The sequence below is a fragment of the Paraeggerthella sp. Marseille-Q4926 genome, assembly GCF_916618935.1.
Lineage (GTDB): Bacteria > Actinomycetota > Coriobacteriia > Coriobacteriales > Eggerthellaceae > Paraeggerthella > Paraeggerthella hominis.
The window spans coordinates 154811-177986 of sequence record NZ_CAKAKF010000002.1; the positions used below are offsets into that span (position 1 = coordinate 154811).

Below are 23176 nucleotides of genomic sequence, written 5' to 3' on the forward strand. Positions count from 1 at the left end.
TGCCTGACGCCGCGCCCTCTTCGGAGGGCGCGGCTTTTTTGCGTTTCAGACTCGTGGCCGCGCGCTCTGCCGGGCTGGTTCTGACGAGCTTGGCGGCTGCGCAATGACGTGCGCAGCCGCCGCTTTCCCTCGTTCCGCCTTCTCCGGTCGGCTGGCAACGTCGCCCGGTGCACGGTCCTTCGCGTTGAGGAAATTAGCCAAGGTTTACAATATGGCGGTTGTCTCGTATCCTATCTATGTTAGTTTTGGATAACAAAGGGTCGTCCGGCTTCGGGCGACGTGGTTGGTGCGACGCGAAGGATGCTCGTCTATGAAGAAACGCAGGATCGGACAACGGTTATGGGCTTTCGGGGGGCTTGCAAGCTTTGGCTTGGGCGCGCTTGGAGCCGTGGTTCCGATTCTGCCGACGACACCGTTTTTGCTTCTGGCGGCGTTTTGCTTCGCTCGCAGCTCCGAGCGGGTGAATGCGTGGTTCCGCTCGACCAGGCTTTACCGCTCGGTTGTCGAAGGGTACGCCACCAAGCGCACGATGACCGTCAAGGCGAAGCTCCTGCTGCTCGGCCCGCTTACCGTCGTGCTGGGGGTTTCGTTCGCGCTCATGGCCAACGTGCCGGTCGGCCGCATCGTGGTGGCTGCGGTGTGGATCGCGCACATCGTGTATTTCGGGTTTGTGGTCAAGACCGACCGGCCGTCCCCTGCGGCGCCGTCGAACGTCGATGTGCCGTCGCGACCCGTCGAGTCGACTGAAAGGTAGATGTTCGTGTTCAGCATGCGTCTTTTGCGTATGGTGCCCGCCGCGCGCGGGCCCATTGTTGTCAACGTCGCGCTGCAGTGGGCGGCTCTCGCCGCGAACGTGGCGCTCATGGTGTTCATCGGCTTGTTCGTGCAAGCGTGGTTCGAGGGCGTGAAGGATCTGGGTTCTTGGCTGATCGGCCTGGGATGCGCGGGAGCCGCCGCCATCGCGGTGCGGATGGCGTGTTTGGCCGGCGCGCAGCGTTGCGGGCTTGCCGCTGCGCAGGCCGCCAAGCGCGAGGTGCGCCAGCAGGTGTACGAGAAGCTGGTGCGCATGGGGCCTGCGTACTCCGAGCGCGTGTCCACTGCCGAAGCGGTCCAGGTGAGCGTGGAGGGCTGCGAGCAGCTTGAAAGCTACTTCGGACAGTACGTTCCCCAGCTGGTCTACGCCGTGCTGGCGCCGCTCACGCTGTTCGCCTGCTTGGCGCCGTTGAGCCTTCCCGCTGCATCGGCCTTGCTTGCGTGCGTGCCGCTGATCCCGCTTTCCATCGTCGCGGTGCAGAAGATCGCCAAGCGTGCCATGCGCCAGTACTGGGGCGCGTACACCGATTTGGGCGAATCGTTCTTGGAGAACTTGCAGGGGCTGACCACGCTCAAGATATACCGGGCCGATGAGGAGCGTCATCGCTTGATGAACGACGAAGCCGAGACGTTTCGCCGCGCTACCATGCGCCTTCTGCGCATGCAGCTCAATTCGGTTACGGTGATGGACGTGTTCGCGTACGGCGGCGCGGCGGTGGGCATCGTGGTTGCGCTCGTGCAGTTCGCGAACGGGGAGATTCCGCTGTTCGCGGCGTTCGCGGTGATCTTCCTGTCGGCCGAGTTCTTCATTCCGCTGCGCACCTTGGGGTCGTTCTTCCATACGGCGATGAACGGCATGGCCGCCGCCGACAAGATGTTCTCGATTCTGGACGCGCCGGAGACGGCGCGAGGGTCGCGGGTCGTCGAATCGGAACAGGCGGGCGTGACGTGCCGTGGCGTGGGGTATTCGTACGACGGCGAGCGAACGGTTCTCTCGGACGTGGATTTCGACGCTCCGGCGGGGTCGTTCACGGGCATCGTGGGCGAAAGCGGGTCGGGCAAGTCGACGCTCGCGGGCGTTCTGTGCGGACGCAACGCGGGATTCACCGGGGAGGTCGAGCTGGCCGGGGTGCCGCTTGGCTGCGTATCGCAAGCATCGGCGGCGCGCACCGTGACCGTGGTTTCGTATGCAAGCTACCTGTTCAAAGGATCCGTGCGATCGAACCTGCTCATGGCCGACCCGCAGGCAAGCGATGCCGAAATGTGGGCGGTGCTCGAGCGCTGTCGAGCGGACGGGTTCGTGCGCGCGGCGGGCGGGCTCGATGCTCCTGTAACCGAGCAGGGATCGAACCTCTCCGGCGGACAGCGGCAGCGCTTGGCTTTGGCGCGCGCCCTTCTGCACGATACGCCCGTGTACGTGTTCGACGAGGCGACGTCGAACGTCGATGCCGAAAGCGAGCGCGCCATCGTGCGCGTGGTGCATGCCCTTGCGCGCGAAAAAACCGTCATCATGATCACGCACCGGCTGTCCGCCGTGGCGTCGGCCGACCGCATCTACGTCCTCGACGATGGCCGCGTGGCCGAATCGGGCGCATGCGACGAACTGCTGGCGCGTGACGGCGCGTTCGCACGTTTGTGGCGCCAGCAGGTTTCATTGGAGCGGTTCGCCAGCGCGAGCGAAGGCGAAGCTTCGCGTGCGAACGGGGATGACGGTGCGGGCGATGCCGAAGGCGGGGAAGCAACGCCCTCGAGTGCGGAAGATGCGCCGTCATTGGCCGTTTCTTCGTTCGCAACTGCGCCGCGCCGCTCTCATCTGGCCGTGATGATGCGGCTTGTGGGCCTGGTGAAACCGCTGCTTCCGTGGATGGTGCTAGCGGCGGTGCTGGGCGTGCTGGGCTTCGGCGCTGCCATTTTCCTTACGGTTCTGGCTGCGTTCGCGCTGGCCGATGCGGCGGGGCTGCCGCAGGGCGTGGGGCTTGGGACGGCGTTGGTCCTGGTGGCGGTGTGCGGCGTTGCGCGCGGCCCTTTGCGCTACGGCGAGCAGTTGTGCAACCATTATCTTGCTTTCAAGCTGCTTGCGCTCGTGCGCGACAAGGTGTTCGCTGCGCTGCGACGTCTGGCGCCGGCGAAGCTCGAGGGCCGCGACAAAGGCGATCTTGTGTCGCTTGTCACGTCGGACATCGAGCTCCTGGAGGTTTTCTACGCGCATACGCTGTCGCCTGCGCTGATCGCGCTGCTGGTGTCCTTGGGCATGGCGGCGTTCATCGGCTGGTTCTCGCCGTTGCTGGGCGTTTTGGCTTTGGCTTCGTATGCGCTGGTGGGCGTCGTGGCTCCGTTCGTGTCGTCGCTCGCTGCCGGAGAAAGCGGTCAGGCGGTGCGCGAGGGGCTGGGGTCGATGAACGCGTTCGTGTTGGACAGCCTGCGCGGACTGCGTGAAACGCTCCAGTTCGGGCGGGCGGGCGATCGCGTGCGCGAGTTGGCTGAGCGCACGAAGCTGTTGGAGTGCGACGAGGTTCGCCTCAAGGGGCGCGCTTCGGTCGCTTTGGCGGGCGTGAACGCGCTTGTGCTGGCGCTCGACGTTGTCATGGTGCTGGCTGCGGGTACGCTGGTGGCGAAGGGCCAGCTCTCTCCGGGTGCCGCCATCGTCGCCTCGTCGGCGCTCATGTCGTCGTTCGGGCCGGTGATCGCGGTGGCGAACCTGGGCTCGACGCTGCAGCAGACGCTGGCCAGCGGCGCGCGGGTTCTCGATCTTCTGGACGAGCGTCCTCAGACCGATGACGTGCTCGACGGTGCGGACGTGTCGGAGTTCTTGGGCGCAAGCGCGCGTGGCGTGGACTTTTCCTACGGAGACGTCGCGGTGCTCGACAACGTGGACGTGCGCATCGAGCCGGGATCGATCGTGCACTTGGCCGGCAGGAGCGGATCGGGCAAGTCGACCCTGTGCAAGCTGTTCATGCGCTTCTGGGATGCGACCCGCGGCGTAGTGGAGGTGTCTGGCACCGACGTGCGCCGCGTGAACACGGAAAGCCTGCGCGCGCTGCAGGGCTACATGACCCAGGAAACCCACCTGTTCGCAGGCTCCGTGCGGGACAACCTCATGCTTGCGAAGCCGGATGCGACGGAAGACGAACTGCAAGCGGCATGCGACAAGGCGTCGTTGACCAGCCTGGTCGAGCGGCTTCCCCGGGGTTTGGACACACCGGTAGGCGAATTGGGCGATACGCTGTCAGGAGGCGAGCGCCAGCGCATCGGCCTGGCGCGCGTGTTTTTGCACGATGCGCCGTTCGTGCTGTTGGACGAGCCGACGTCGAACCTCGACAGCTTGAACGAAGCGGCCGTGCTCAAGGCGCTGCTTGACGGCCGCGAGGGAAAGACCATCGTGCTGGTAAGCCACCGTGCGTCGACGGCGTCGGTGGCCGACGCGACGTACACGGTGGATCGAGGTCGGGTGTCGTAGCGCGCGGCGGGGCTCGGGGTGAAGCGGGATGCGGGCGCTGCCGGGGTTGCGCCCCGTGCCGCCTCTCGCTTCGCCTCGCGTCTTGCCGGTTTACCAGCGTTGCTCGCGGATCGTTTCCCCTTCGAGGCTCTTGAGCGTGAACGCCCCCTGGTTGTATACGGCGTAGCTGGCGCTTCCGTCTTTGGGGATCGAGGTGCTGCCGGGATTGACGAACAGCACGCCGTTGCGCTCCTCAAGGGTTTTGACGTGCGTGTGGCCCGATAGGAACGCCGACCCCTTCGGCAGCGCCGGAGCGTCATCGGGGGATTTTCCGGGCAGGTGGCCGTGCGTGCAATACAGCAGGCGTCCATCTGCTTCGATCAGCGCGTAATCGGCCATGCAGGGAAAATCAAGCACCATCTGGTCGACTTCCGCATCGCAGTTCCCGCGCACGGCCACGATGAAATCCGCCATCTGGTTCAGTACGGCAAGCGCCTCTTTGGGCGCGTAGCCTTGCGGCAGGTCGTTGCGGGGCCCGTGGTAGAGAAGGTCTCCCAGCAAGACGATGCGGTCCGGCGTCTCTTCTTCAATGCTCCTGGCAAGCGTTCGCACGGCGGCGGCCGAGCCGTGCAGATCGGATGCGATGACAAGTTTCATGGGCGTCCTTTCGGTTCAGCTCAAATCGGCGCAGTAGCCGCGTCCGAAGACCTGCTTGTTGCTTTTGGGGAACAGGTGCGCATGCAAAGCCGTGAAATAGCTGTCGGTCATCGAGGCCATGTAGTCTACGACAATTTGATTGGGCTCCGTGGCCAGGTATTCCTCGGCCGACACCGTGCGGGATTTCGCTACGAGGTTCGATACGTGATGCTTGAACACAGGCGACGATTCGTCGCCCGCCTTAAGGTCGCTCAGCAGGCGCTCGTACAGCTCCGCGAACATTTCCTCCACCACGTTTCCCGCTCCGAGCACCATGCCCTCGCGTTCGTAGATGATCTCGTAATTCTGGCGCTTTGCGCGTTTGAGGTCGCCGAACACGTTTTCGCTCATGGCGATGCGGTCGGATCCGTAGCTGTTGTTCACGATGTCTACGGTCAGGTTGTTGATGATGCGGGCGTTGTCGCGGCCGATGACCGTGCTGTCGAATACGTCGAGGGAATCGATCACGCCCATGTCGATGGCATCCGCGCGATCCTTTCCCACGTAGGCGATCATGTCGCTCACGCGCACGACGCATCCTTCCAGCGTGGACGGTCGCAGCGTCTTGATGGTGGACTCGTCGGCGTTGCAGGCTTCCACCAGTTCGTCTAACTGGGAAAACGTAGCAGTATCGCCCATGCGCAGCACCTGCTGAGCGAATTCCCCATTGTGGCAGAGCACGCCGTCGAGCGTCTGCAGGCTGACGTTTCGCCGGTACAGTTGGTCGAGCACGCGCACGGAATGGACGTTGTGGTTGAAGTAGCGACCGGTTTGCGCATGGTAGCACTTGTTGAGGAAATGCTCGCCTGCATGGCCGAACGGCGTGTGCCCGACGTCGTGGCCGAGCGCGATGGCCTCGATGAGGTCGCAGTTCAGGCCCAGCAGGCTGCCGATGTTTCGCGCGATGCGGCTGACAAGCTGCACGTGCAGCCCGCGCCGGCAGATGTCGTCGTTTTCGATGAACGAGAACACCTGCGTCTTGTCCGCGTAGCGGTTGTAGGCGGGCACGTTGATGATCTTCTCGATATCGCGCGCGAAGGCGGGGCGCGTAAGGGTTGCCTCGTCATGCGGATTCGGCTCGCGGCGCGCGATGGCCGCGTCGTCGAACGCATGCGGGTTCCGCCTTCCGGCGGCTCGATCGGACAGGATGATCGCCTCGACGTCCTTGTCGAGGGCAAGGTAGGGGATGGAGGCTGGTTCGTTCATGCGTCCTCCTTTGAGATTCGAGGTTGAAGATCGCATCGATAGTAGAGTCTGATTGTATCATTTCCTGATGCTCGCCTGGAAATTCACGCGAAGCATACGGCGGCGCTCTCGCGCGCCTGTTGCTGCCGGTAGCGCCGACCCTCCGCACGTCCTCGCGCGCCCGTGTCAAAACGGACGAGTTTTGCTGGTCCTCAGATAAGGATAATGCAAGGTGACAGCCCATTGATCAGGCACGATGTAAAACACTTGTAGCGGCATAGCCCCGACAAGGCGAAAAATCGCCGCAAAACTCGTCCGTTTTGACAGAAGGGCGTCGGTCCCGCAAGGTTGCCGGCCCCGCAAGGCCCCCGACCCCGCAAGGCCCCCGACCCCGCAAGGTCGTCGGCTTCGCAGGCCCCGCCCCCGCAGGCCCCCGGCCCCTCGAAGCCAGTGCGAACGCAAGGCTGCGAGGTCTCGTCCCGCCAGTCCCAATCGTGACAGCACGGCTCGTCCGGGATCGGCTGCATCGAGCCGCCGTAAAACGAGAGCCGCACGATGCAGGGATCTCGAACTCGATGGGGGTGAGCATGCTCGGGTGACCACGGGGATGATCAGAGGGTCGTGCTCTTCATGCGAGACGCGGGCTGCAGCGTGCGGCTTGATTTGACTATAGAGAACATCTCGCGATGACGCATGGGCTAATCAGGGTATTTTCTCAAAATGAGGTCATACTCGGGGTACCACTTTGAGCTGCGTTGCGCCATTTGCCTTGCGGCGTTGTCGGGGCTTCGCTATGCTCCTTGCTGAAAGGGGAGGTCGAGGCAAGACGGTAAGGAGCGGGCAGATGGACTGGAGCGGGAATCTTGCTGAATCGGTGGCACCCTATATGAAGGGAAGCCCCCTCATCGATGTCTTGGAAGCCGTTGCGAACCTGTCCGCGAAAAAGGCGGAAGCCCTTCGAATCCTGAACGTTGCATGCGACGAGAGCTTGGGCTCGACCGAGTTGGAGCGGTACGGCTGCGTTGCCGTCGCAAGCATTTCGATGGTTGCGCGCGCTTCGGGCGATCGGCGCCCGGAGTTGGCGGACGTCGTTTATTCGGACGGAGCGTTCGACCTTGTGACCGACCAGATCTCCCTTCTGAAGAACGTGGCTTGCTGCTTGCCTTCCGGCGGTTTGCTGGTGGGGGAGATGGGGGCGTTCGGCAATGCGGAATCTCTTGAAGACGGCTATGCGCAGGCGATACGCAAGCACAGCGGCGATTACGTTTGCCAGTTCTGCTTCCCAAAAGAAAAAGCGTACCGACGTGCTTTGGAGATCGCCGGATTCGAGGTTGTGGCAATGAGCGCTTTCGACAAAGCAACGCCTTTGGAGAACGGTCGCGACGGCTTGCGCTTGTGGGCTGAGTCCCGCTTCGCGAAGAGCCTGGCCTTGTATCGCCCCGAAGACAGAGAGCTTGTTTTGGAGGACTACGAGAAAGCGTGCGAGGAGCGGTCGTGGAATGAGAGCAGTGGGTGTTGGGTGGCGGATTACCGGCGCCTGCGCTTCGTTGCCAGGAAATCTCGAGCGGCAACCGCTCCGCTTGCCTATTCTCCGCTGCGCGTTCTGGGCTCCTGATCGCCCGTGATGAGCTCGGGCCCTTGTTCCCGGCTCTTCCCACCTTCGGTTTCTGTGCTAGTATGTAAGCAACCGCGATGCGGCTGGCATGGGGATGCTACATTTCATATTCTGCGATTGAGAGAGGATCTCCCATGTTAACGCCCTTAGACGAACTTATCTTCTCAGATGGTAACCGCGAATCTTTCCAGCGGATCATCGATATCACGCAAACGCATGGGAAGCCGGAAAAGCTCTTCCTTGTAGGTCCGAAAGAATCGGGCAAGACCACGGTGCTGCGCGCACGGCAGCTGGACAAGGACCTTCTTTCCACGAAGCGCGTTCTGTATCGTCCCTGTCAAGAACTGCCGGAGGCCATGCGGGCAAATGTCTATGACGGCTACTTCGATGACCTGGGAAAACACGAAGTCCTGTTTTTGGACGACTTCGAGGGCTTCTTCGAGGACGAAGAAGTGGGACCCATGTTGTGCAGGTTGTTGCTCCAAGAGCGCGAGCGTCATGGTTTGGATACCGTCATCTCGTCTGACAAACCGCTTTCTGAATTCGATTTAAGCCAGTTCGAAGGCGTTTTGGACGATTTCGAAGAAATCCGCATCGAAGCCCTCGATGGTGCCGGCCTGGTTGATTACGTGAGGACCCTTCTTGCCATGTACTACGAAGAAGGGAAAAGCCCCGTGCTTTCCGAGGAAGCGATCGATTACGTTGCGCACGGTTTGGGGGAGCCTCCCAGCATGATTCGCAAAGCCCTGTTCTATCTGATGACGGAGTATTCCGGTACGCCGGGCGCCGAGCTGTCCCGTGATTTCGTCGTAGAGGCGCTTGCGAAAGACTAGCGCGTTTCCCGGTACGTTGAACGAAAAGGAAGCCGTCCGTGAGGGCGGCTTCCTTTTCGTTCAACGCTGTGCGATGGAACTTGCCGGCGCCGTCGCACGATTCCCGATGCTGCTGACTAGGCGGGGTGCGCATCAAACCATTCTTTGCTGGGCGGAGTGTTTCGCTTGCATGGTTGGTTGCCGTGGTCGTGCCGTGGCGAAGAGCTTTTGCCGCAGGGATACGCGCAGATCAAGCCGCTGTAGTTGCAGCGAACCGGCTGGGGCCGAACAAGATCGTTCATGTCCTTGCCGCACTTTTTGCAGTGCAGATCGACGCCGTTGACGATGTCGACCCTGTCGAAGATGGTGCATGTGCCGCAATCCGGGCACGTTCCGGACTTTTTGGGTGCAGGTTGGCATTTCCCGCACATTGGATTGCATATCCAGCATCCTCCCGGCATGTGCGTTCTCCTATCGACGAGACCTGATGAAAGCGGCTCCATCCAACAACGCCGTGCTTGTTGATTTTTTTGGTGCGCACGCGCGCGAGCAAGGAAACGCGTTGGAATAGGCCTTGTGCGTGCGGGGGGGGGGGGTATCATTGACTAAATTGGTTTTCCTATACGGTCACCGCACCGCTTCGCACGAATAAACGTATCACTCAGAATAGGCGCATTTGTACTGACGAGGGTACTAAAACGAGGGTTTTAGTACTTCTGGCTATATATCCCTCAGGGGTAGGTGGATAAAGTGTATGACATGGGCCGGTGGTTCGGGTCGCTGGCTTCACGGGGAAAGAGGGCGCTTATGGGGTTGGATAATCGTGTAGCATGCTCGCAGCAAGTTGAAATGGTTGAGGAAGCGAACGAGGCGTATACCAAAACGCTCAAGATGATCGGTTTCAAAGCTCTGCTCGGTTGGCACTATCTTGTTTTATTCACGCCTCTTTTCATTGGGACCGCCGCAATCAACGCGCCATCCCTCTTTTTTCAGCGACAGGTTACGTTGTATCTGACTCTAGCCGTTACGTTCGGCATCTTGGTTCTGGTTGGAAAGCGCATGCTTCGCAAGAACAGAACCGCTCCTTCGAAGATCCTCTTGGTGTCTGCGGGCGCGTTGGCCACCCTTGCCACTATCGTCTCCGCCACGACAATGGATTTCCCCGTGCCCCTTCGTTTGGGCACGGTCGTGCTGCTTGGCGTCTCGGAAGCCCTGTTGATGTTCCTGTGGCTGCATTATTACGTGCGAGCTGCTGCAAACTACCTGACCCGCTCGTTTGCCGTCGACATGATCTTCGGCGGATTGGTGGCCCTGCTCGTCTGCAGCCTGCAAGAACCTATCGGCCTGATCGCGGCGGTGCTGCTGCCTCTGGTGGCCATTACGTCGCTGATGGCCAATTGGAGGACGGCGGAACCGTTGCCGCCAACTGGCTTCTCCGATGCGTTCGCCCCTCTTTCGCGCAAAGCGATTCGAGAATTCGCGCTTACATCGGTTCCGACGATGGTCTATGCGTTTGCGTTCGGGTTGTTGCAAGGAGCGTATCTTGTTGACGGCACGTTGCTGCTCATGGCCAACGACCCCCTGATTCTTGTTGGCATCGCGTTGGCGGGCGCGTGCATCATAGCCTCCTCGCTCCATTCGAAGCAAAGCCGGTCCATCGACGCCATCCATCGCTACTCCCTTTTGCTGTTCGTCGTAGGCATCGTGCTGCTGCCGTTTTTCCGGGAAGGCTTCGGCGCCCTAACCGCGGAATGCGTCATCTTGGCGGGCTTCAACTTGTTCGACTTCGGCGGCGTGATCATCGGCATCGGGATCGCCCAGCGCCTGCGCTCCGATTCCCTGCTGCTTGTCGACGGCGGCCGCGTGGTGGCTTACCTGTGCTTGGCGGTAGGCTGCATCGTGGGCGATCAGCTGATGATGCTTTTCATGGACCAGCACGGATGGCTGGTGCTCATCGGCGTGGGCGGCGTCGCGATCGCAATGCTGGTGGCTACCGTGCTCACGCCCTTCCATGAATGGGAGGAGCTTGCCTCCGACGGAGCGGATGCGCAGGCTGCCGCGCCTGCTTCGCAGCCTGAGCCGACCTCTGCCGACGACGCAGCTCGTGCATCTTCGTCTCAAAAGCCTCAGGCGCCGGCTGTTAAAGCCGCGTCCTCGGAAGACGGCGAGCCGGCCTCGCGCGGCAAATCGGCCAAACCCGAGGGCGGATACGTCGATTCCCCCTGGCGACGCACATGCCAGCGGATTGCTGAACTGTACAAGCTCTCGCCGCGGGAAACAGAAATATTCTTCTTTATCGCAAAGGGCCGCAATGCGGAATACGTTCAGCAGGAGCTGGTCATATCCATGCATACGGCTAAAACCCACATCGCGAACATCTATCACAAACTCGGGGTGCATTCGTCGCAAGAAATGCTCACGCTTATCGAGACGTTTCGAAGGGAAGACATCGAAAAGCAGGGGGCGAAGCTCGGAGAAAGGAAAGCTGTCAAAGACTGAGAAGAACGCGAAGGCGGCATAGGGAAATCCCGTACGTCTGCGCCGGCTTTTGTAAAGCAACTTGCACTCGATTGATAGGAGAACACGATGGCTAGCACTACGTTTCAACTTGATCCCGCGGATTTCGAACTGTCGGACTACGGTCCGGTTCGCATCTCCTTGCCCTCCATCCCCGCGGTGACGGAAGAGGATATTGAAGCCCAGCTGTTTTCGTTCGTTGTCGCTTCGGCTCATAAGGGGTCTAGCATCAAGTCGCTTGCCGATCTGGATGACGCATGGGTGCGGGATCATTTCGAGGGAATGTCCACCATGGAGGACCTGAAGGCGTCCATCAAGCAGGATCTTGAGAAAACGTCCCGCATGGGCCTTGAAAACTACAAGCTGCAATGCTGCAACGATGCGCTGATCGCCCGTCTGGAAGGAGAGGTGCCCGAAGCCGTTGTGACGGAGGCGATGGAGGCGTCTCGTTCCATGTACGACGACCGTCTGCGCGCAAGCGGCATGACCAAGGTCCAGTATCTTCGCCAAGAGAAGCTGACCGAAGAGGAGTACGAGCAAAAGATTCGCGCCGACGTGGCGTACAACCTGTCGCTCAACGTCGTTCTTGACAAGCTGATTGAACGGCAAGGGCTTGCCGTTGCCAAAGAGGATTTGACCGAGTACCTTTCCGCCGACAACCCCGAAGCGTTCCTTGCGGAGATCGAGAGGAACGGGAAGGTCGACGAAGCGTGCCAAGCTGCCGCGCGCGTGAAGGCTATGCGCCAGATCGTCGATACCGCCATCGTCGACGAAGGCTAGTCCTTTCGATCCGTCCGTTCCCCTGGAGTCTGCCCAAGCGACGCTCGAGCTGATTGCCAGGGTTGGCGCCAAGCAGAAAAGGCGTCGGTGGCCTGAGAGCCGCCGGCGCCTTTTTTACGCGTCAAAGCGATGGTCCTTGCTGCCGGGCTTTTCTTTCCCTGCTGCACGAAGCGTGATGGGGTCTTTGGTGATGTAAAGACGAAACGCCAGGTCAAAGCATCAATATCTTTGTACTAGAACGTATAACCCATGGTACTAGATGCCCCTTTTTCATACCGATTTGGGTAGGGAGCCGCAACTTCGGGCTGCTAAATTTCGTCTCGTGGATGCACCCCATGCCATTCACTTGGACTTGCGAAATGCTTCGTTGAGAACCAAAGAAAAGAAGTCGCTAAAGGAAGGAACGACCATGTGTTTCAGACCACCATCGTTCGATGACATGATGAAGAAGTGCCCGTCGTGCGGCACGTTCAACCCGCCCGAGAATGACAAGTGCAAAAAGTGCGGGAATGATCTTCCGACCGAGGCGCCCGCTCCCGGCGCTCCCGCGGCTCCCGGTGGTGCCCCTGCGGCTCCCGGTGCTCCGAAGGCTCCCGGTGCCCCTGCGGCTCCTGGCGCTCCCAAGCCTCCTACTGCGTAGTTGCAGCGGGCTTGAAGGTTTCCGCTGCTTGCAAGAACGCAGGTTTGCAGGGGAAGCGTTGATCGTCTTTAAGAAGCTCCGATGACGAGTGAAGAGGAGAATCGTACAAGGCTTTATGCGCGTTCCAAGATAGAACGAGGCTGTCGACGGGACGGGCGGGAAGGGCAAAAGGAGCTTCTGAAGAATAAGGGTTTCATCTATCAGTTGGCATCTCTTAATGAAAGGGGGATTTTCATGATCAACGAATACAACCATGATCTGTACAAAACAGACTGGCGCTGGTTTGAGAATGGTTATGAAGTGACCCGCACCTCGGTCTGGACCGGACCTGGGTGTCACAACGGCTGCGGCGTGCTTACGTACGTCAAGGATGGCAAGCTTGAGAAGATCGAAGGTGACCCCAACTTCGGGTACAACCAGGGACGTCTGTGCCTGCGCTGCCTGGACATGGTTGAGGCTATCTACAACAACGACCGACTGAAATGGCCTCTTCTCCGCGACGGAGAAAAGGGCGAGAACAAGTGGAAGCGCATCACTTGGGAAGAAGCGTTCGACTGGTTGGAAGATACGTACAAGAAGATTTGCAAGACGATTCACGACGACTACAACGGTATCGGGCCCGAGGGCATCGTGGCTCTTTCCGGTACGGGTCGTAACGCCATGTGGCACGGCGCCATGTGCCTGCGTGCGGTTTTCGGCAGCCCGAACATGTCGTTCGGCTTCCTCTCTGCCGACTCCTGCTATCAGCCTCGTATGACTGCCAACCTCATGAAGGACGGCGATTGCTGGATCCTCGACGCTTCCCAGCTTCACCCGGATCGCTACGACAACCCTGATTGGAAGCAGCCTGAAGTGGTTATCGTTTGGGGCAACGAGCCTCTGGCGTCCAACCCTGACGGTTTCGTCGGCCACTGGCTGATCGACCTCATGCGCATGGGCACGAAGTTCATCGTTGTCGACCCTGCTCTGACGTGGCTTGCCTCGAAGGCCGACATCTGGTTGCAGGTTCGTCCCGGCACCGACTGCGCTCTTGCCATGGGCATGCTGCGCGTCATCGTCGACGAGGATCTGTACGATCACGAGTTCGTTGAGAATTGGTGCTACGGCTTCGACGACCTGGTCGAGCGTCTGCAGGACTACCCGACCGACAAGTGCGCCGAGATCTGCTGGATCGACGAGCAGGATCTTATCGACGCAGCCCGTATGTTCGCTGCTGCAAGCCCCGGCGCAATCCAGTGGGGTCTTGCCATCGACATGCAGATCTCCGCTATGGAGGCTTCGTTCGCCATCTCCGACATCACGGCGCTGTGCGGCAACCTCGACGTTCCCGGTGGCAACGTGCTCGTTCGCTACGCTTACAACAGCTCCAAGAAGTACGGCTGCGGCCTTGAGTTCATCTCGCAGGAGATGCTTGATCGCCGTATCGGCACCGACCAGTCCCCGATTCACAAGGCTGGCTACACGCCGTTCATTCCGCCCGATCTGCTGCTCGAAGCCATGGAGACCGGCGTTCCGTATCCGCCTCAGATGATGTGGGTGCACGGCACCAACCCCATCGCCAACATGTCCGGCGATGCCCCGCGTCTGTACCGTGCGTGGAAGAACGTTCCTTACACGGTCGTGGTGGACTACTACCTGACCCCGACCGCCGTGGCGTTCGCCGACCTTGTTCTTCCGGTCGCCATGTCGGTTGAGCGCGATTCCTTCCGCTCTTGGTGGCAGCCGCTGCGTACGTTGACTGCTTCGGCTGGCCGCTACTTCGAGTGCAAGATGGACGAAGAACTTGTGCTCGACCTTGGCAAGCGCTTCAACCCTGAGTTCTTCAACCAGTTCGAGACCACCCGCGACTTCTTGACGTGGATGATTCAGGACGACGGCCTTGGCGTTGACTACACGTTCGAGGACCTTACCCACAAGGTTTACGACTACTGGGATTGGAACGAGACGTACGAGAAGTACAAGAAGGGTCTGCTTCGCGAGGACGGTCAGCCGGGCTTCGTTACCGCGACCGGTCTGTACGAGGTGTCTTCTCCGCTGTTCGACGTGTGGGGCTTCGATCCTCTGCCGCATCACATGGAGCCGTACGAGAGCCCGTACCGTACTCCCGAGCTGTACAAGGAGTACCCGTACATCTACACCTCCGGGCACCGTCACATCGGCCTGTTCCACTCCGAGCATCGCCAGCTGCCGACGATGCGCGAGGTTCATCCCACCGCTATCGCCGATATCTCTCCGGAGATCGCGAAGGAGCAGGGCATCAAAGAGGGCGACTGGGTATGGTTCGAGAACAAGCGCGGCAAGTGCAAGCAGCAGGCGCATATCGCTCCTGGCCTGATGCCGAACCTCGTGCGTGCTCGCCATGGCTGGTGGTTCCCCGAGCAGGAGGCTGCCGAGCCCAACCTGTACGGCGTGTTCGACTGCAACGGCAATAACCTGACCACGATGGGCGTTTACGGTCCGACGCACTACGGCGCTCCGTACAAGAGCACGCTGTGCAAGTGCTACAAGGTAACGCCTGAAAACGATTGCTCGCCGAGCGCAATCGTCACCAAGGGAGGAGGTTTCGGGGGCTATGACTACACCCGATTCGAAGGAGACTAAGTACGGTCTGTTGATCGACTACGAATTCTGCACCAACTGTCACACCTGTGAGGTTGCCTGCAAGAAGACGCATGATCTTCCGATTGGCCAGTACGGTATCAAGACGCTCGAGTATGGTCCCGTGAAGAATCTGACGGGCAAGTGGGAGTGGACGTATCTTCCCCTGCCGACCGATCTTTGCGATCTGTGCGCCGACCGTGTGGCCGAAGGCCGCCTTCCCAACTGCGTACATCACTGCCAGGCTGGCGTAATGTACTACGGCATGGTGGAAGAGCTGGCTGCTAAGGCGGCTGAAAAGCCCAAGATGGTGCTTTTCACGAAATAACCGGACTGAAGGAGGAGAGCTATGGCTCGTCAGGAAAAAGGCGGATTCCGTCCGCCTCCGTTGGGGAAGATCTTGTGGAAGTGCACCGAGTGCAACACCTTTAACGCCGCAGATGCAACGGTATGCAAGAAGTGCGGTGCCGAGAAGGAGAAAGCACTCGACGAGTCCATCGAGAACGCTACGTTCAAGCCCATTTCGGAGTCTGAGCGCCTGAATCAGGATCAGAAGATCTTGAAGGAGCTCGAGGGTTAGTAGCCTTGTTTCAGAAAAGGGTCTCAGGCTCCAGGGGGCCGAGACCCTTTTTCCTTTCCAATGTCGCTCGTCAAGGCGGTGCGCAATTCGATCCAAGGGAATAAGAGGGCTCTACGGATTGAAGCGCACGGCACTTTTATCGATGCGCATGGCGAGACGGCCTCTCGTTTTCCAGTTGTTTTCAGGAGGCCGTCGGACGGCACCGTTTCGTCAAAGCGACGCGCTTATAAGATTCCACTGAAGCTAGGGGATTGAGGCTTAAGTGGAACGTTACAAGGAGCGGTTTATGAGTGCAGATTCCAAAGCGGCTAGGAAATTCACCATTTCCCAGTTTATCGATTCGTTCGGAGTTAGTAAGTTTACGATCTCTATCTTTTTCCTCGTGGGCATCGCAATGATGTTCGATGGCTATGACTACATGATCATCAGCTATACGAACACGCAGATCATGCAGGAGTTCTTCGGTCCCGCAGGAAACGATGCACTGAAGGGCGCTCTGTCATCTTGGTCCACTATCGGCATCGTGGTCGGCTCGTTCGCCGCAGGCCCGCTGTCCGATAAGTTCGGTCGCCGTAAGATTCTGACGTTTGGCACGTTCATGTACGGCTTGTTCACCATTCCGTGCATTTTCGCCCCGTCTTACGAGCTTTTCTCGGTGTTCCGCGTTATCGCCGGTCTGTTCTTGGGCGTGTGCACGCCTATCGTTACCACGCTGTTCACCGAGTTCACGCCGACGAAGCAGCGTTCGTTCTTCATCACGTTCGGCATGGCTTGGATGATTGTCGGCTGGGTGTTCGCTGCCTTGATCGGCACCATCATGGTCCAGGTTGCAACGTGGCATTGGTGCTACGCTATCGGTGCGTTCCCGGTTGTCTACGCGTTCATTTTCGGCAAGTTCACACCGGAATCCGCCCACTGGGCGGCGGTTCACGGCAAGATGGATCTAGCGGTATCTACCTTGAAGTGCATCCAGAAGCGCTCTGGCAAGGACACGGGATTCGAAATTGATGCTGCGAACATTCTTGTTCCGCCCGTTGCCGGCAAGGCAAGCCCTGCTGAGGTTTGGAAGGGCAGGTACCTTAAGACCACGATTGCTCTGGTTATCATCTACTTTGCCGGTAACTTCAGCATCTACGGCGTAAACGCCTGGCTGCCGGCTTTGATGCTCGAAGCTACGGGCGGCGCGGTTACCGCTTCGTACATGCTGGCTATGGCTCAGAACGCGGCATCGGTTGTCGCGAACTGCACGACGGGCTTCGTATCCGAGGCAATGGGTCGTAAGCGCAACCTGACATTCGGTTACGGGTTGGCTGTTGTGGCGTGCTTGATAGTCTCTCAGGTTGTCAAGCTGCCTACGGAAACGAGTTTCTGGCCGTACCTCATCGCATTCGTTTTCATGGGCTTTGCCTTGAACTACGCTATCACGGCTGCTCAGCCGATGATGTCCGAGTCGTATCCTACCGAGTTCCGCAACTCGGGCGTGGCCACCATCGTGGCGCTCGGAAAATCGGCCGGTATCCTTTCGCCTGTTGTTTTGGGCGGCTTGAAGGCTGCTGGTTGGGCGTTCTCTCCGCTGATTGCTTTGCTTGCGGTTCCCATGGCGTTCGGCTTCGCCGCATGCTTCTTGCTTCCCAAGGGAGCGAAGGGCATGAACATCGACGATATCGCCGAAGCCGTGGAGTCCTAGCACAAGGCGAACCTTCGCATCATGTGCTTTCCGTCTCTTGATAAGGGGATGGTGGGCAACCTCGAACGGGCTTCCGAGTAAAATCGGAAGCCCTGACGGGTTGTGAAGGGGGTTTCGACTTGGAAGGGAAGGGATGCCGCGCTTTGGTTTGCGCGGGCTCGCAAGCGGCGGGCGACGGTGCGCGTGGCCGTCGTTCTTTTGATTCCTCTGGCGAATGCGTGGTTTCTACGTGCATTGCCAAAGGCCGTTAACGAAGGGGGATTTGACATGATCTGTCCATTTTGCGGAAGGGAATCGCAGTCGGAGGAGCATTGCACGAAGTGCTACGCCCTCTTCAACAAAGAGGTGCGCAGCATTGCGTACGACTCTGAAAACGACCCGAGAAGCGACATGATCGGGCCGTTCACCTCGAAGCAAGCCAAGATTTTGGCGTGGACTATCATGGGGTTGCTGATTGTTGCCTTCGTAGCGGCCACGGAGCTTACCGGAAACGGCTTGTCCGGGCACTGACGGGCAGGCGATCCGCTCTTCGGCTTTGCGCTCCTGCAGAAGCCCTTGCTCGTCCCTGATGGATCGTGCCACATGGATCCACCAGGGACGAGCAAGGGCTTTTGTATGCGGGACGTAGGTATTGAAAAGGCGCTGTGCGCATGCGTACAGCGCCGTGCTTTAGTTCGCGGACTGGTTGCAGGCGGTAAAGCAAAGGCGTCCGCAGCCTGCGTGGGCAGGGCCGCGGACGCAGACCGAGCAGATCGCGGGCTACGACTGCGCGTTCTGGCGCGACTGCTGCTTTGCGCGATCCTTCACGTCTTTCTTGGAAAGCCCTGTGCGCGCGTAGATGGAGTTGATGTACTGCCCGCTTTTCGTGAAGTCGATGCTTGCCGAGCCGGCGAAGATCGCAAGGCCAACTGACGAGACCATCATGACGGCCCCGGCAATGAGGTTGCCTGCCTCGATGATGCCGTTCAGCTCGAGCGCTAGCTTTCCCCATACCAGAACTAGAATGGCGGCCAGGGAGGCCGAGCACTTGATGATGTCTTTGCGTCGATTCGCCTGCAATCGAAGAATCTCCTCGTAGGCCTTTTGCTGGCGCTTGCTGTATCGAGCCATAATTGCCCCCTTGGTTCTTGACGAAGCTTCTTGCGAACGGCGTGCGCTCTACTATATCGAAAAGCTGAGTCCGCGAAGCGAAGGACTCAGCTTTTCGGCGTTCAACCGGGATACTATCCTCTTCTTGCGGCCCTGCGATTCTCGAGCATCTTCATGTCCTTGTCCCATTTCCGCGAGAAGGGAAGCACGGTGATCGTTGCAATGACGGAAAGCACGGTCATGACGATGAATATGGGAAGCCGGTTGGCCGCTCCGCCGACGGCGATGCCGACGACTATGTTCAAGATGGAGCCGAACGTGATGGCGAAGTTCGCCAAGGACAGGTTCAGTGGGTAGTTCTTCGAGCCGAATCGCTGGCGAGCAAACGCGGAGGCCACAACGGGCACGCCGCCGTAGCAGAAGCCGCAGCACAGGGCGCCTATGATGTAGAGCGCCGAGATGCCGGTCATGAACGCGCTGACGATGCACGCGGTGGCGGCCACGGCGATGAGCCCGTCGATCAGCATGGTGATCTTCACGTTGGTCTTGTCGTAGATGAGGCCGATGACCACGCGCGCCAGGCCGTTGCAGGTTGATACCAAGCCAACGAGCAGGGTGGCGAAACCGGCGTCGAGTCCGACGATCTGCGCGTCCGAAGCGCAATTGCCGATGGTCGCCAGTCCTATGGCGATCACGATGATCGCCCAGGTCCAGTACACGTAGAACGTCCCCGTTTTCAGTGCGCTATCCTCGTCGCCGGGATCGTAGCTGTCTCCCGTGGCCTTTTCGGGTGCCAGAAGCTCCACGATGTTCGCGGGCGGCCGCTGCAGGAACAGGGCCAGGGCAATCACGATCACTGCCGTGATCACGCCGATGGCCGTGAACACGGTTCCCAGGCCGAACAGGGGAATCAGGTTGACGGACAGCGTGCCCAGTATAAGGGATCCCAGTCCGAAGCCCATCATGAGAACGCCCGACGAGAACCCTACCTTGTCGGGGAACCACACGTTGGTGGTGGCGACGACCGAGTTGTACCCCACGCCCACGCCAAGGCCGCCGAACGTGCCGTAGCATAGGTACACGACCGCGATGCTCCCGTTGCCGAAGATGCCGGTTCCGGCGAAGCCGATGAAGAATAGAACGGCTGCGACAAGCAGCGTTCCTTTCACGCCGATCTTCTTCTCGATCTGGGAGCCGATGACCGCTCCTATGCAGAACGTGATCATCATGATGTTGAAGGTGAGCGCGACGGCGCCCTTCTCCAGTCCGAACGAGGAGCACATGGGCGCTGCGAACATCGAGAATGCGTAAATCAGGCCCAGGAACAAAAGCGTGAGCGTTGACAGAATGAGGTAAAGCACCCGCTTACTCTTAATCTGTCCGATGGTGAGATCAGACATAAAACCCCTCTCCTTTGGATTTTCCGGGAAAGCTCGTGTACCTCAAGGATAGTCACCAAGGGGGACGCCCCCCTATAGTTGCCCGTACTAGATTTGGCGTTTTCATACTCCCGAAGGGACTACGCGAACGGGGGTGAGTGCTAGATTTTCCCCATTGCATCTATCACGGGGAAAGGGGTACGTCATGCAGGTGGCTATGAGGCAGAAAAGCGTCGATACCGTTGAGCTTACGGTGTTGCTTTCGACCGAAGAGGTGAAAGACGGGCTCAAACGCGCGGCGATCCTGGTGGCGTACGAGCATAAGGTCGAACCGGACCCCAAGCGGCAGCCGGTGGACGTGGTGCGCGAGGTGCTCGGAAAGGACGAGGCAGCGTTCTTGTTCGACGAGGCCGTTATGGCGCGCTGCGCGCCGTTCGCTTTGGCCGACCGCGAGGTCGATATCGTGGGCGAGCCGAAGTACGCATGCGCCCAGCATGTGCGCGAGGGCCATACGTTCGAGTTTCAGATGACGTGCGTTCCCGTTCCGAAGTTCGAGCTGTCCTCGTACGATCCCGTCGAGATAACCATGCCCGCCCTTGCCGTTTCGGACGATCAGGTTGAAGAGCAGATCCAGGCTTTGGTGAAGGCTTCCGCCGACCGGGGAACCGACGATAGCCATAGCACGGTGGAGAAAGGCGACTCCGTGGAACTGGAGCTGGAGACGATCCAGGACGGAAAGCCGGTCCGTGCGCTGTGCTCGAAAGCGCGCGTTTACAACACCGGCTCTTTGTCTATGCCGGACGATTTCGACGAGGCGATCGTGGGGATGGACGTCGGGGAAACGAAATCCTTCGAGTTCGAAGGTCCCAGCTTCGAGCTTGACGCGAACGGGCAGCCGGTTATGGAGTCGTATCGCTCGACGGTCACGGTCAAGCGCATCCTGTCGACGGTTGAACCCGAAGTGACGGATGCGTGGGCGGCTCGCGTCATGCCGAACTGCTCGACCGTCGCGCAGCTGCGCGAGCATATCCGCTCGCGCTTGCTTCAGCAGCAAGCGAAAGAGCACCAGAAGCAAAAGGAGCAGCTGTGCGCCGCCGAGCTGGCCAAGCGCTTCAACAGCAAGATTCCCGATGCGGTATACGACGCCGCCATGTCCGAAGCTCGTAAGACGCTTCACAAGTCGCTGAAAGAGCAGGGGCAAACGCTGGAAGACTTCCTGAAGCAGCAGGGGATGGAGGAGCAGCAGCTGACGATGTCGGTGATGATGCAGGTGCGCGAGCAGCTGGTGCGGCAGTTCTCGCTTGACGCGTTCGCTCGACATGAGGGGCTTTCCGTGGAGGATGCGGACATCGATTCGTTCTTCGATGCGATTTCGCCCAACAACGCCGTTGCGGCGCGGAAGGATTTCGAGCGATCGGGCAAGCTGTTCGCCGCCAAGGGAGCCGCGCTGCGCTTGAAGGCGAATCGCCTGCTGGCGGAGCAAGCTGTCGTGCACGATGCTGCTGCGCACCGGGTCGGCTGAGCGCCTGCATTCTGGAAAGCGTGTGGAGCAAGCGGCTGCTCGGCCGGATGCGCGTGTTCCGGTCGGGCTCGCGCGCTTTGCGTACCGAACTTGCGAGCGGAGCATGGGAGGACGGCTGTGGCGTGGGGAAGAGAGCACATTACGAAACAGGCGTTTCGCACTGCGCCTGAGGACTACGCCGCGTTCGAGGCGATCAATTTGGCGGGGCGAGAGAACGTTCGCGTGTTGGACGTCGGATGTTTCGACGGCTTCAACACCCGGCTGAAGTTCGCGCCTTACGACTCGATCGCGCGCGTCGTGGGCATCGACCCGTCGGCTGACGATATCGCGCGTGCCGTTGCGCAGACGGATGACGCTCGCTTTCTATTCGTGCATGCCGCCTTTGAAGACTTCGAACCCGAAGACGGCACGGCTTTCGACGTGGTGTACTTCTCCCACGTGTTGCAGCATGTGCGGGACCCGCAGGCGGCTTTGGCCAAGGCTTATCGGTTGCTGGCGCCGGGAGGGTTCGTCGTCGTGAAGACCACGGACGACTCGGTGAAGCTGTCGTATCCCGACCCGAGCCAATCGATGAAGAGGCTTTTCGCGCTGTACGATGAGCACGTGCGACCGAATACGGCCTGGACGGCGTGCACCGACCGTTGCAATGGGCAGAAATGCTACACCTACCTGGTTCGCGCGGGTTTTTCGCCGATACGGGTGAAAACGTTTTCCGTAGACACGGTTGGGAAAGCGCGCGAGGAGCGTCTTGAGCTGTTCGAGCGTTTCGCGTACTTCAGGCGAAACGTGCCGAGCTGCGTCGATACGGCGATAGCGAACGAGATCCACGCGCTTCTTGACGAATGGAAGGCTCTTTTCGAGAGCGACGAGTACTACTTTTCGTCGGAGTCGTTCGTGGCTATCGGACAAAAGCCCGACGTCGACCGGCGGCCTTGGACGTTCGCTGGCGATGCGTTCGGCGACGGTCGTGCCGGGTGCGCGCAATTCTCGGAGTTGCAGGGGACGATGGACACGGAGGGTGATGCGCTGCTGATTCGCCCCATGGTGGAAGACGATCTTGCGGGCGTCATGGCCATCGAGGCGAAGGCTTTCCAGGATCCGTGGACGCCGCTTGCCTACGCTCTTGAGCTTCGGCACAATCCCTGTGCGCATTACGAGGTGGCGTGCGCCTTGTCGGGGGGCGGTTCTCCTGTCGCTTGCGATGTGACGGGGTATCTTGGCTGGTGGGAGGCGGGCGATACTGCAGCGATCGTAAGGGTGGCGGTAGATCCTTGCGCCCGACGGGGCGGATGCGGGACGAAGTTGGTGAAGCGCGCGTGCCAGCAGGCGGCGGCGCGGGGGTGCCGTTCCATGCAGTTGGAGGTGCGTGCTTCCAACGAATCCGCGCGTGCATTTTACTGGCGGCTTGGATTCAGGGACGTTTTCGTTCGGGAGGGGTTCTACGATTTCCCGGCTGACGACGCAGTGGTGATGGCGAAAGAGCTTGAACCGTAGGCTTCGCGCTGCGCGGCGGGTTCGCGCGTCCGGCGGGTTTACGTCGGTTGCGTCGCTCGCGTGCTCGGTAGGTTCTCCTGCTTGCGACGCGCACCTTCGCGTGCTTGCGCGCCCGCGTCGAGCCGCCTACACGTTCTCACGCGCCCGCTGCTGCCGGTAGTGCCGACCCATTACAGTAGAAACCAGCCTGATCGAGCCATGTTCAAGGGGCTTGGCGGCCCCGGTTGGATTAGCGACCCAGCCAGTCCTTAATCTAATATTGACTTGGCCCTCTGGGCTGCTGGCCGGCCGCCTCCGGATGGCCCTAGTCCCCTGCCTCTCGCGAAGGCCCGG

18 protein-coding genes are annotated in these 23176 nt (G+C 60.0%); 14 read left to right on the forward strand and 4 right to left on the reverse strand.

Translation table 11 applies throughout. From position 1 onward, the window contains the following. The first annotated feature begins 310 nt into the window (after window positions 1-310). Both LG373_RS03985 and cydC read left to right on the forward strand, forming a co-directional pair. Entirely contained in the window at window positions 311-754 is a 444-nt protein-coding gene (locus tag LG373_RS03985; RefSeq protein WP_225749071.1) for a YbaN family protein, read from the forward strand. A gap of 6 nt (window positions 755-760) precedes the next feature. Further along, window positions 761-4270 (forward strand): thiol reductant ABC exporter subunit CydC, encoded by a 3510-nt coding sequence (cydC, locus tag LG373_RS03990; RefSeq protein WP_370632844.1) that lies wholly within the window; start codon window positions 761-763, stop codon window positions 4268-4270. A gap of 90 nt (window positions 4271-4360) precedes the next feature. Here the strand turns inward: cydC and yfcE are convergent, their stop codons facing one another. Together yfcE and LG373_RS04000 are read right to left on the reverse strand one after the other, a co-directional pair. After that, window positions 4361-4906 carry a phosphodiesterase gene (yfcE, locus tag LG373_RS03995; RefSeq protein ID WP_225749072.1) on the reverse strand — a complete coding sequence of 182 codons (546 nt, stop codon included), beginning with the start codon at window positions 4904-4906 and terminating at the stop codon, window positions 4361-4363. Between the two features lie 15 nt (window positions 4907-4921). After that, window positions 4922-6151 (reverse strand): deoxyguanosinetriphosphate triphosphohydrolase family protein, encoded by a 1230-nt coding sequence (locus tag LG373_RS04000; RefSeq protein ID WP_225749073.1) that lies wholly within the window; start codon window positions 6149-6151, stop codon window positions 4922-4924. Window positions 6152-6974: 823 nt separating this feature from the next. Between LG373_RS04000 and LG373_RS04005 the strand changes: the two genes are divergently transcribed. The 10 genes from LG373_RS04005 to LG373_RS04050 all read left to right on the forward strand — a co-directional run bounded on the left by LG373_RS04005 (window position 6975) and on the right by LG373_RS04050 (window position 17869). Then, window positions 6975-7745, forward strand: a complete 771-nt coding sequence (locus LG373_RS04005) for a class I SAM-dependent methyltransferase (RefSeq protein WP_225749074.1) — start codon at window positions 6975-6977, stop codon at window positions 7743-7745. A gap of 134 nt (window positions 7746-7879) precedes the next feature. Beyond that, entirely contained in the window at window positions 7880-8578 is a 699-nt protein-coding gene (locus LG373_RS04010) for a hypothetical protein (protein WP_114567998.1), read from the forward strand. Between the two features lie 786 nt (window positions 8579-9364). Beyond that, complete coding sequence (locus LG373_RS04015; RefSeq protein WP_181792631.1) at window positions 9365-11056, forward strand: response regulator transcription factor; 1692 nt, start codon at window positions 9365-9367, stop codon at window positions 11054-11056. 87 nt (window positions 11057-11143) lie between these two features. Further along, a complete protein-coding gene (locus tag LG373_RS04020; protein ID WP_225749075.1) occupies window positions 11144-11854 on the forward strand; it encodes a hypothetical protein in 711 nt (236 codons plus the stop codon). A gap of 409 nt (window positions 11855-12263) precedes the next feature. Then, a complete protein-coding gene (locus LG373_RS04025; RefSeq protein WP_181792633.1) occupies window positions 12264-12494 on the forward strand; it encodes a hypothetical protein in 231 nt (76 codons plus the stop codon). A gap of 234 nt (window positions 12495-12728) precedes the next feature. Further along, the gene (locus tag LG373_RS04030; protein WP_114567994.1) at window positions 12729-15095 is read left to right on the forward strand and encodes a molybdopterin-dependent oxidoreductase; all 2367 of its coding nucleotides are present in this window, start codon (window positions 12729-12731) and stop codon (window positions 15093-15095) included. Then, a complete protein-coding gene (locus tag LG373_RS04035; protein WP_225749076.1) occupies window positions 15067-15420 on the forward strand; it encodes a 4Fe-4S dicluster domain-containing protein in 354 nt (117 codons plus the stop codon). Before LG373_RS04030 ends, LG373_RS04035 begins: the two co-directional genes overlap by 29 nt. Window positions 15421-15441: 21 nt before the next feature. Further along, on the forward strand, window positions 15442-15672 hold the full coding sequence (locus LG373_RS04040) for a zinc finger protein (RefSeq protein ID WP_114567992.1): 231 nt from the start codon (window positions 15442-15444) through the stop codon (window positions 15670-15672). A gap of 286 nt (window positions 15673-15958) precedes the next feature. Beyond that, window positions 15959-17359 carry an MFS transporter gene (locus tag LG373_RS04045; protein WP_225749077.1) on the forward strand — a complete coding sequence of 467 codons (1401 nt, stop codon included), beginning with the start codon at window positions 15959-15961 and terminating at the stop codon, window positions 17357-17359. A 267-nt stretch (window positions 17360-17626) separates the two neighbouring features. Continuing rightward, window positions 17627-17869, forward strand: coding sequence for a hypothetical protein (locus LG373_RS04050; RefSeq protein ID WP_114567990.1), 243 nt, complete (start codon window positions 17627-17629; stop codon window positions 17867-17869). A gap of 249 nt (window positions 17870-18118) precedes the next feature. Here the strand turns inward: LG373_RS04050 and LG373_RS04055 are convergent, their stop codons facing one another. Both LG373_RS04055 and LG373_RS04060 read right to left on the reverse strand, forming a co-directional pair. Then, entirely contained in the window at window positions 18119-18469 is a 351-nt protein-coding gene (locus tag LG373_RS04055) for a hypothetical protein (RefSeq protein ID WP_225749078.1), read from the reverse strand. A gap of 113 nt (window positions 18470-18582) precedes the next feature. Then, window positions 18583-19848 carry an MFS transporter gene (locus tag LG373_RS04060; RefSeq protein WP_225749079.1) on the reverse strand — a complete coding sequence of 422 codons (1266 nt, stop codon included), beginning with the start codon at window positions 19846-19848 and terminating at the stop codon, window positions 18583-18585. A 184-nt stretch (window positions 19849-20032) separates the two neighbouring features. Between LG373_RS04060 and LG373_RS04065 the strand changes: the two genes are divergently transcribed. Together LG373_RS04065 and rimI are read left to right on the forward strand one after the other, a co-directional pair. After that, complete coding sequence (locus LG373_RS04065) at window positions 20033-21349, forward strand: trigger factor (RefSeq protein WP_225749080.1); 1317 nt, start codon at window positions 20033-20035, stop codon at window positions 21347-21349. A gap of 117 nt (window positions 21350-21466) precedes the next feature. Further along, on the forward strand, window positions 21467-22843 hold the full coding sequence (gene rimI / locus LG373_RS04070) for a ribosomal protein S18-alanine N-acetyltransferase (protein ID WP_225749081.1): 1377 nt from the start codon (window positions 21467-21469) through the stop codon (window positions 22841-22843). Window positions 22844-23176 lie beyond the last annotated feature (333 nt).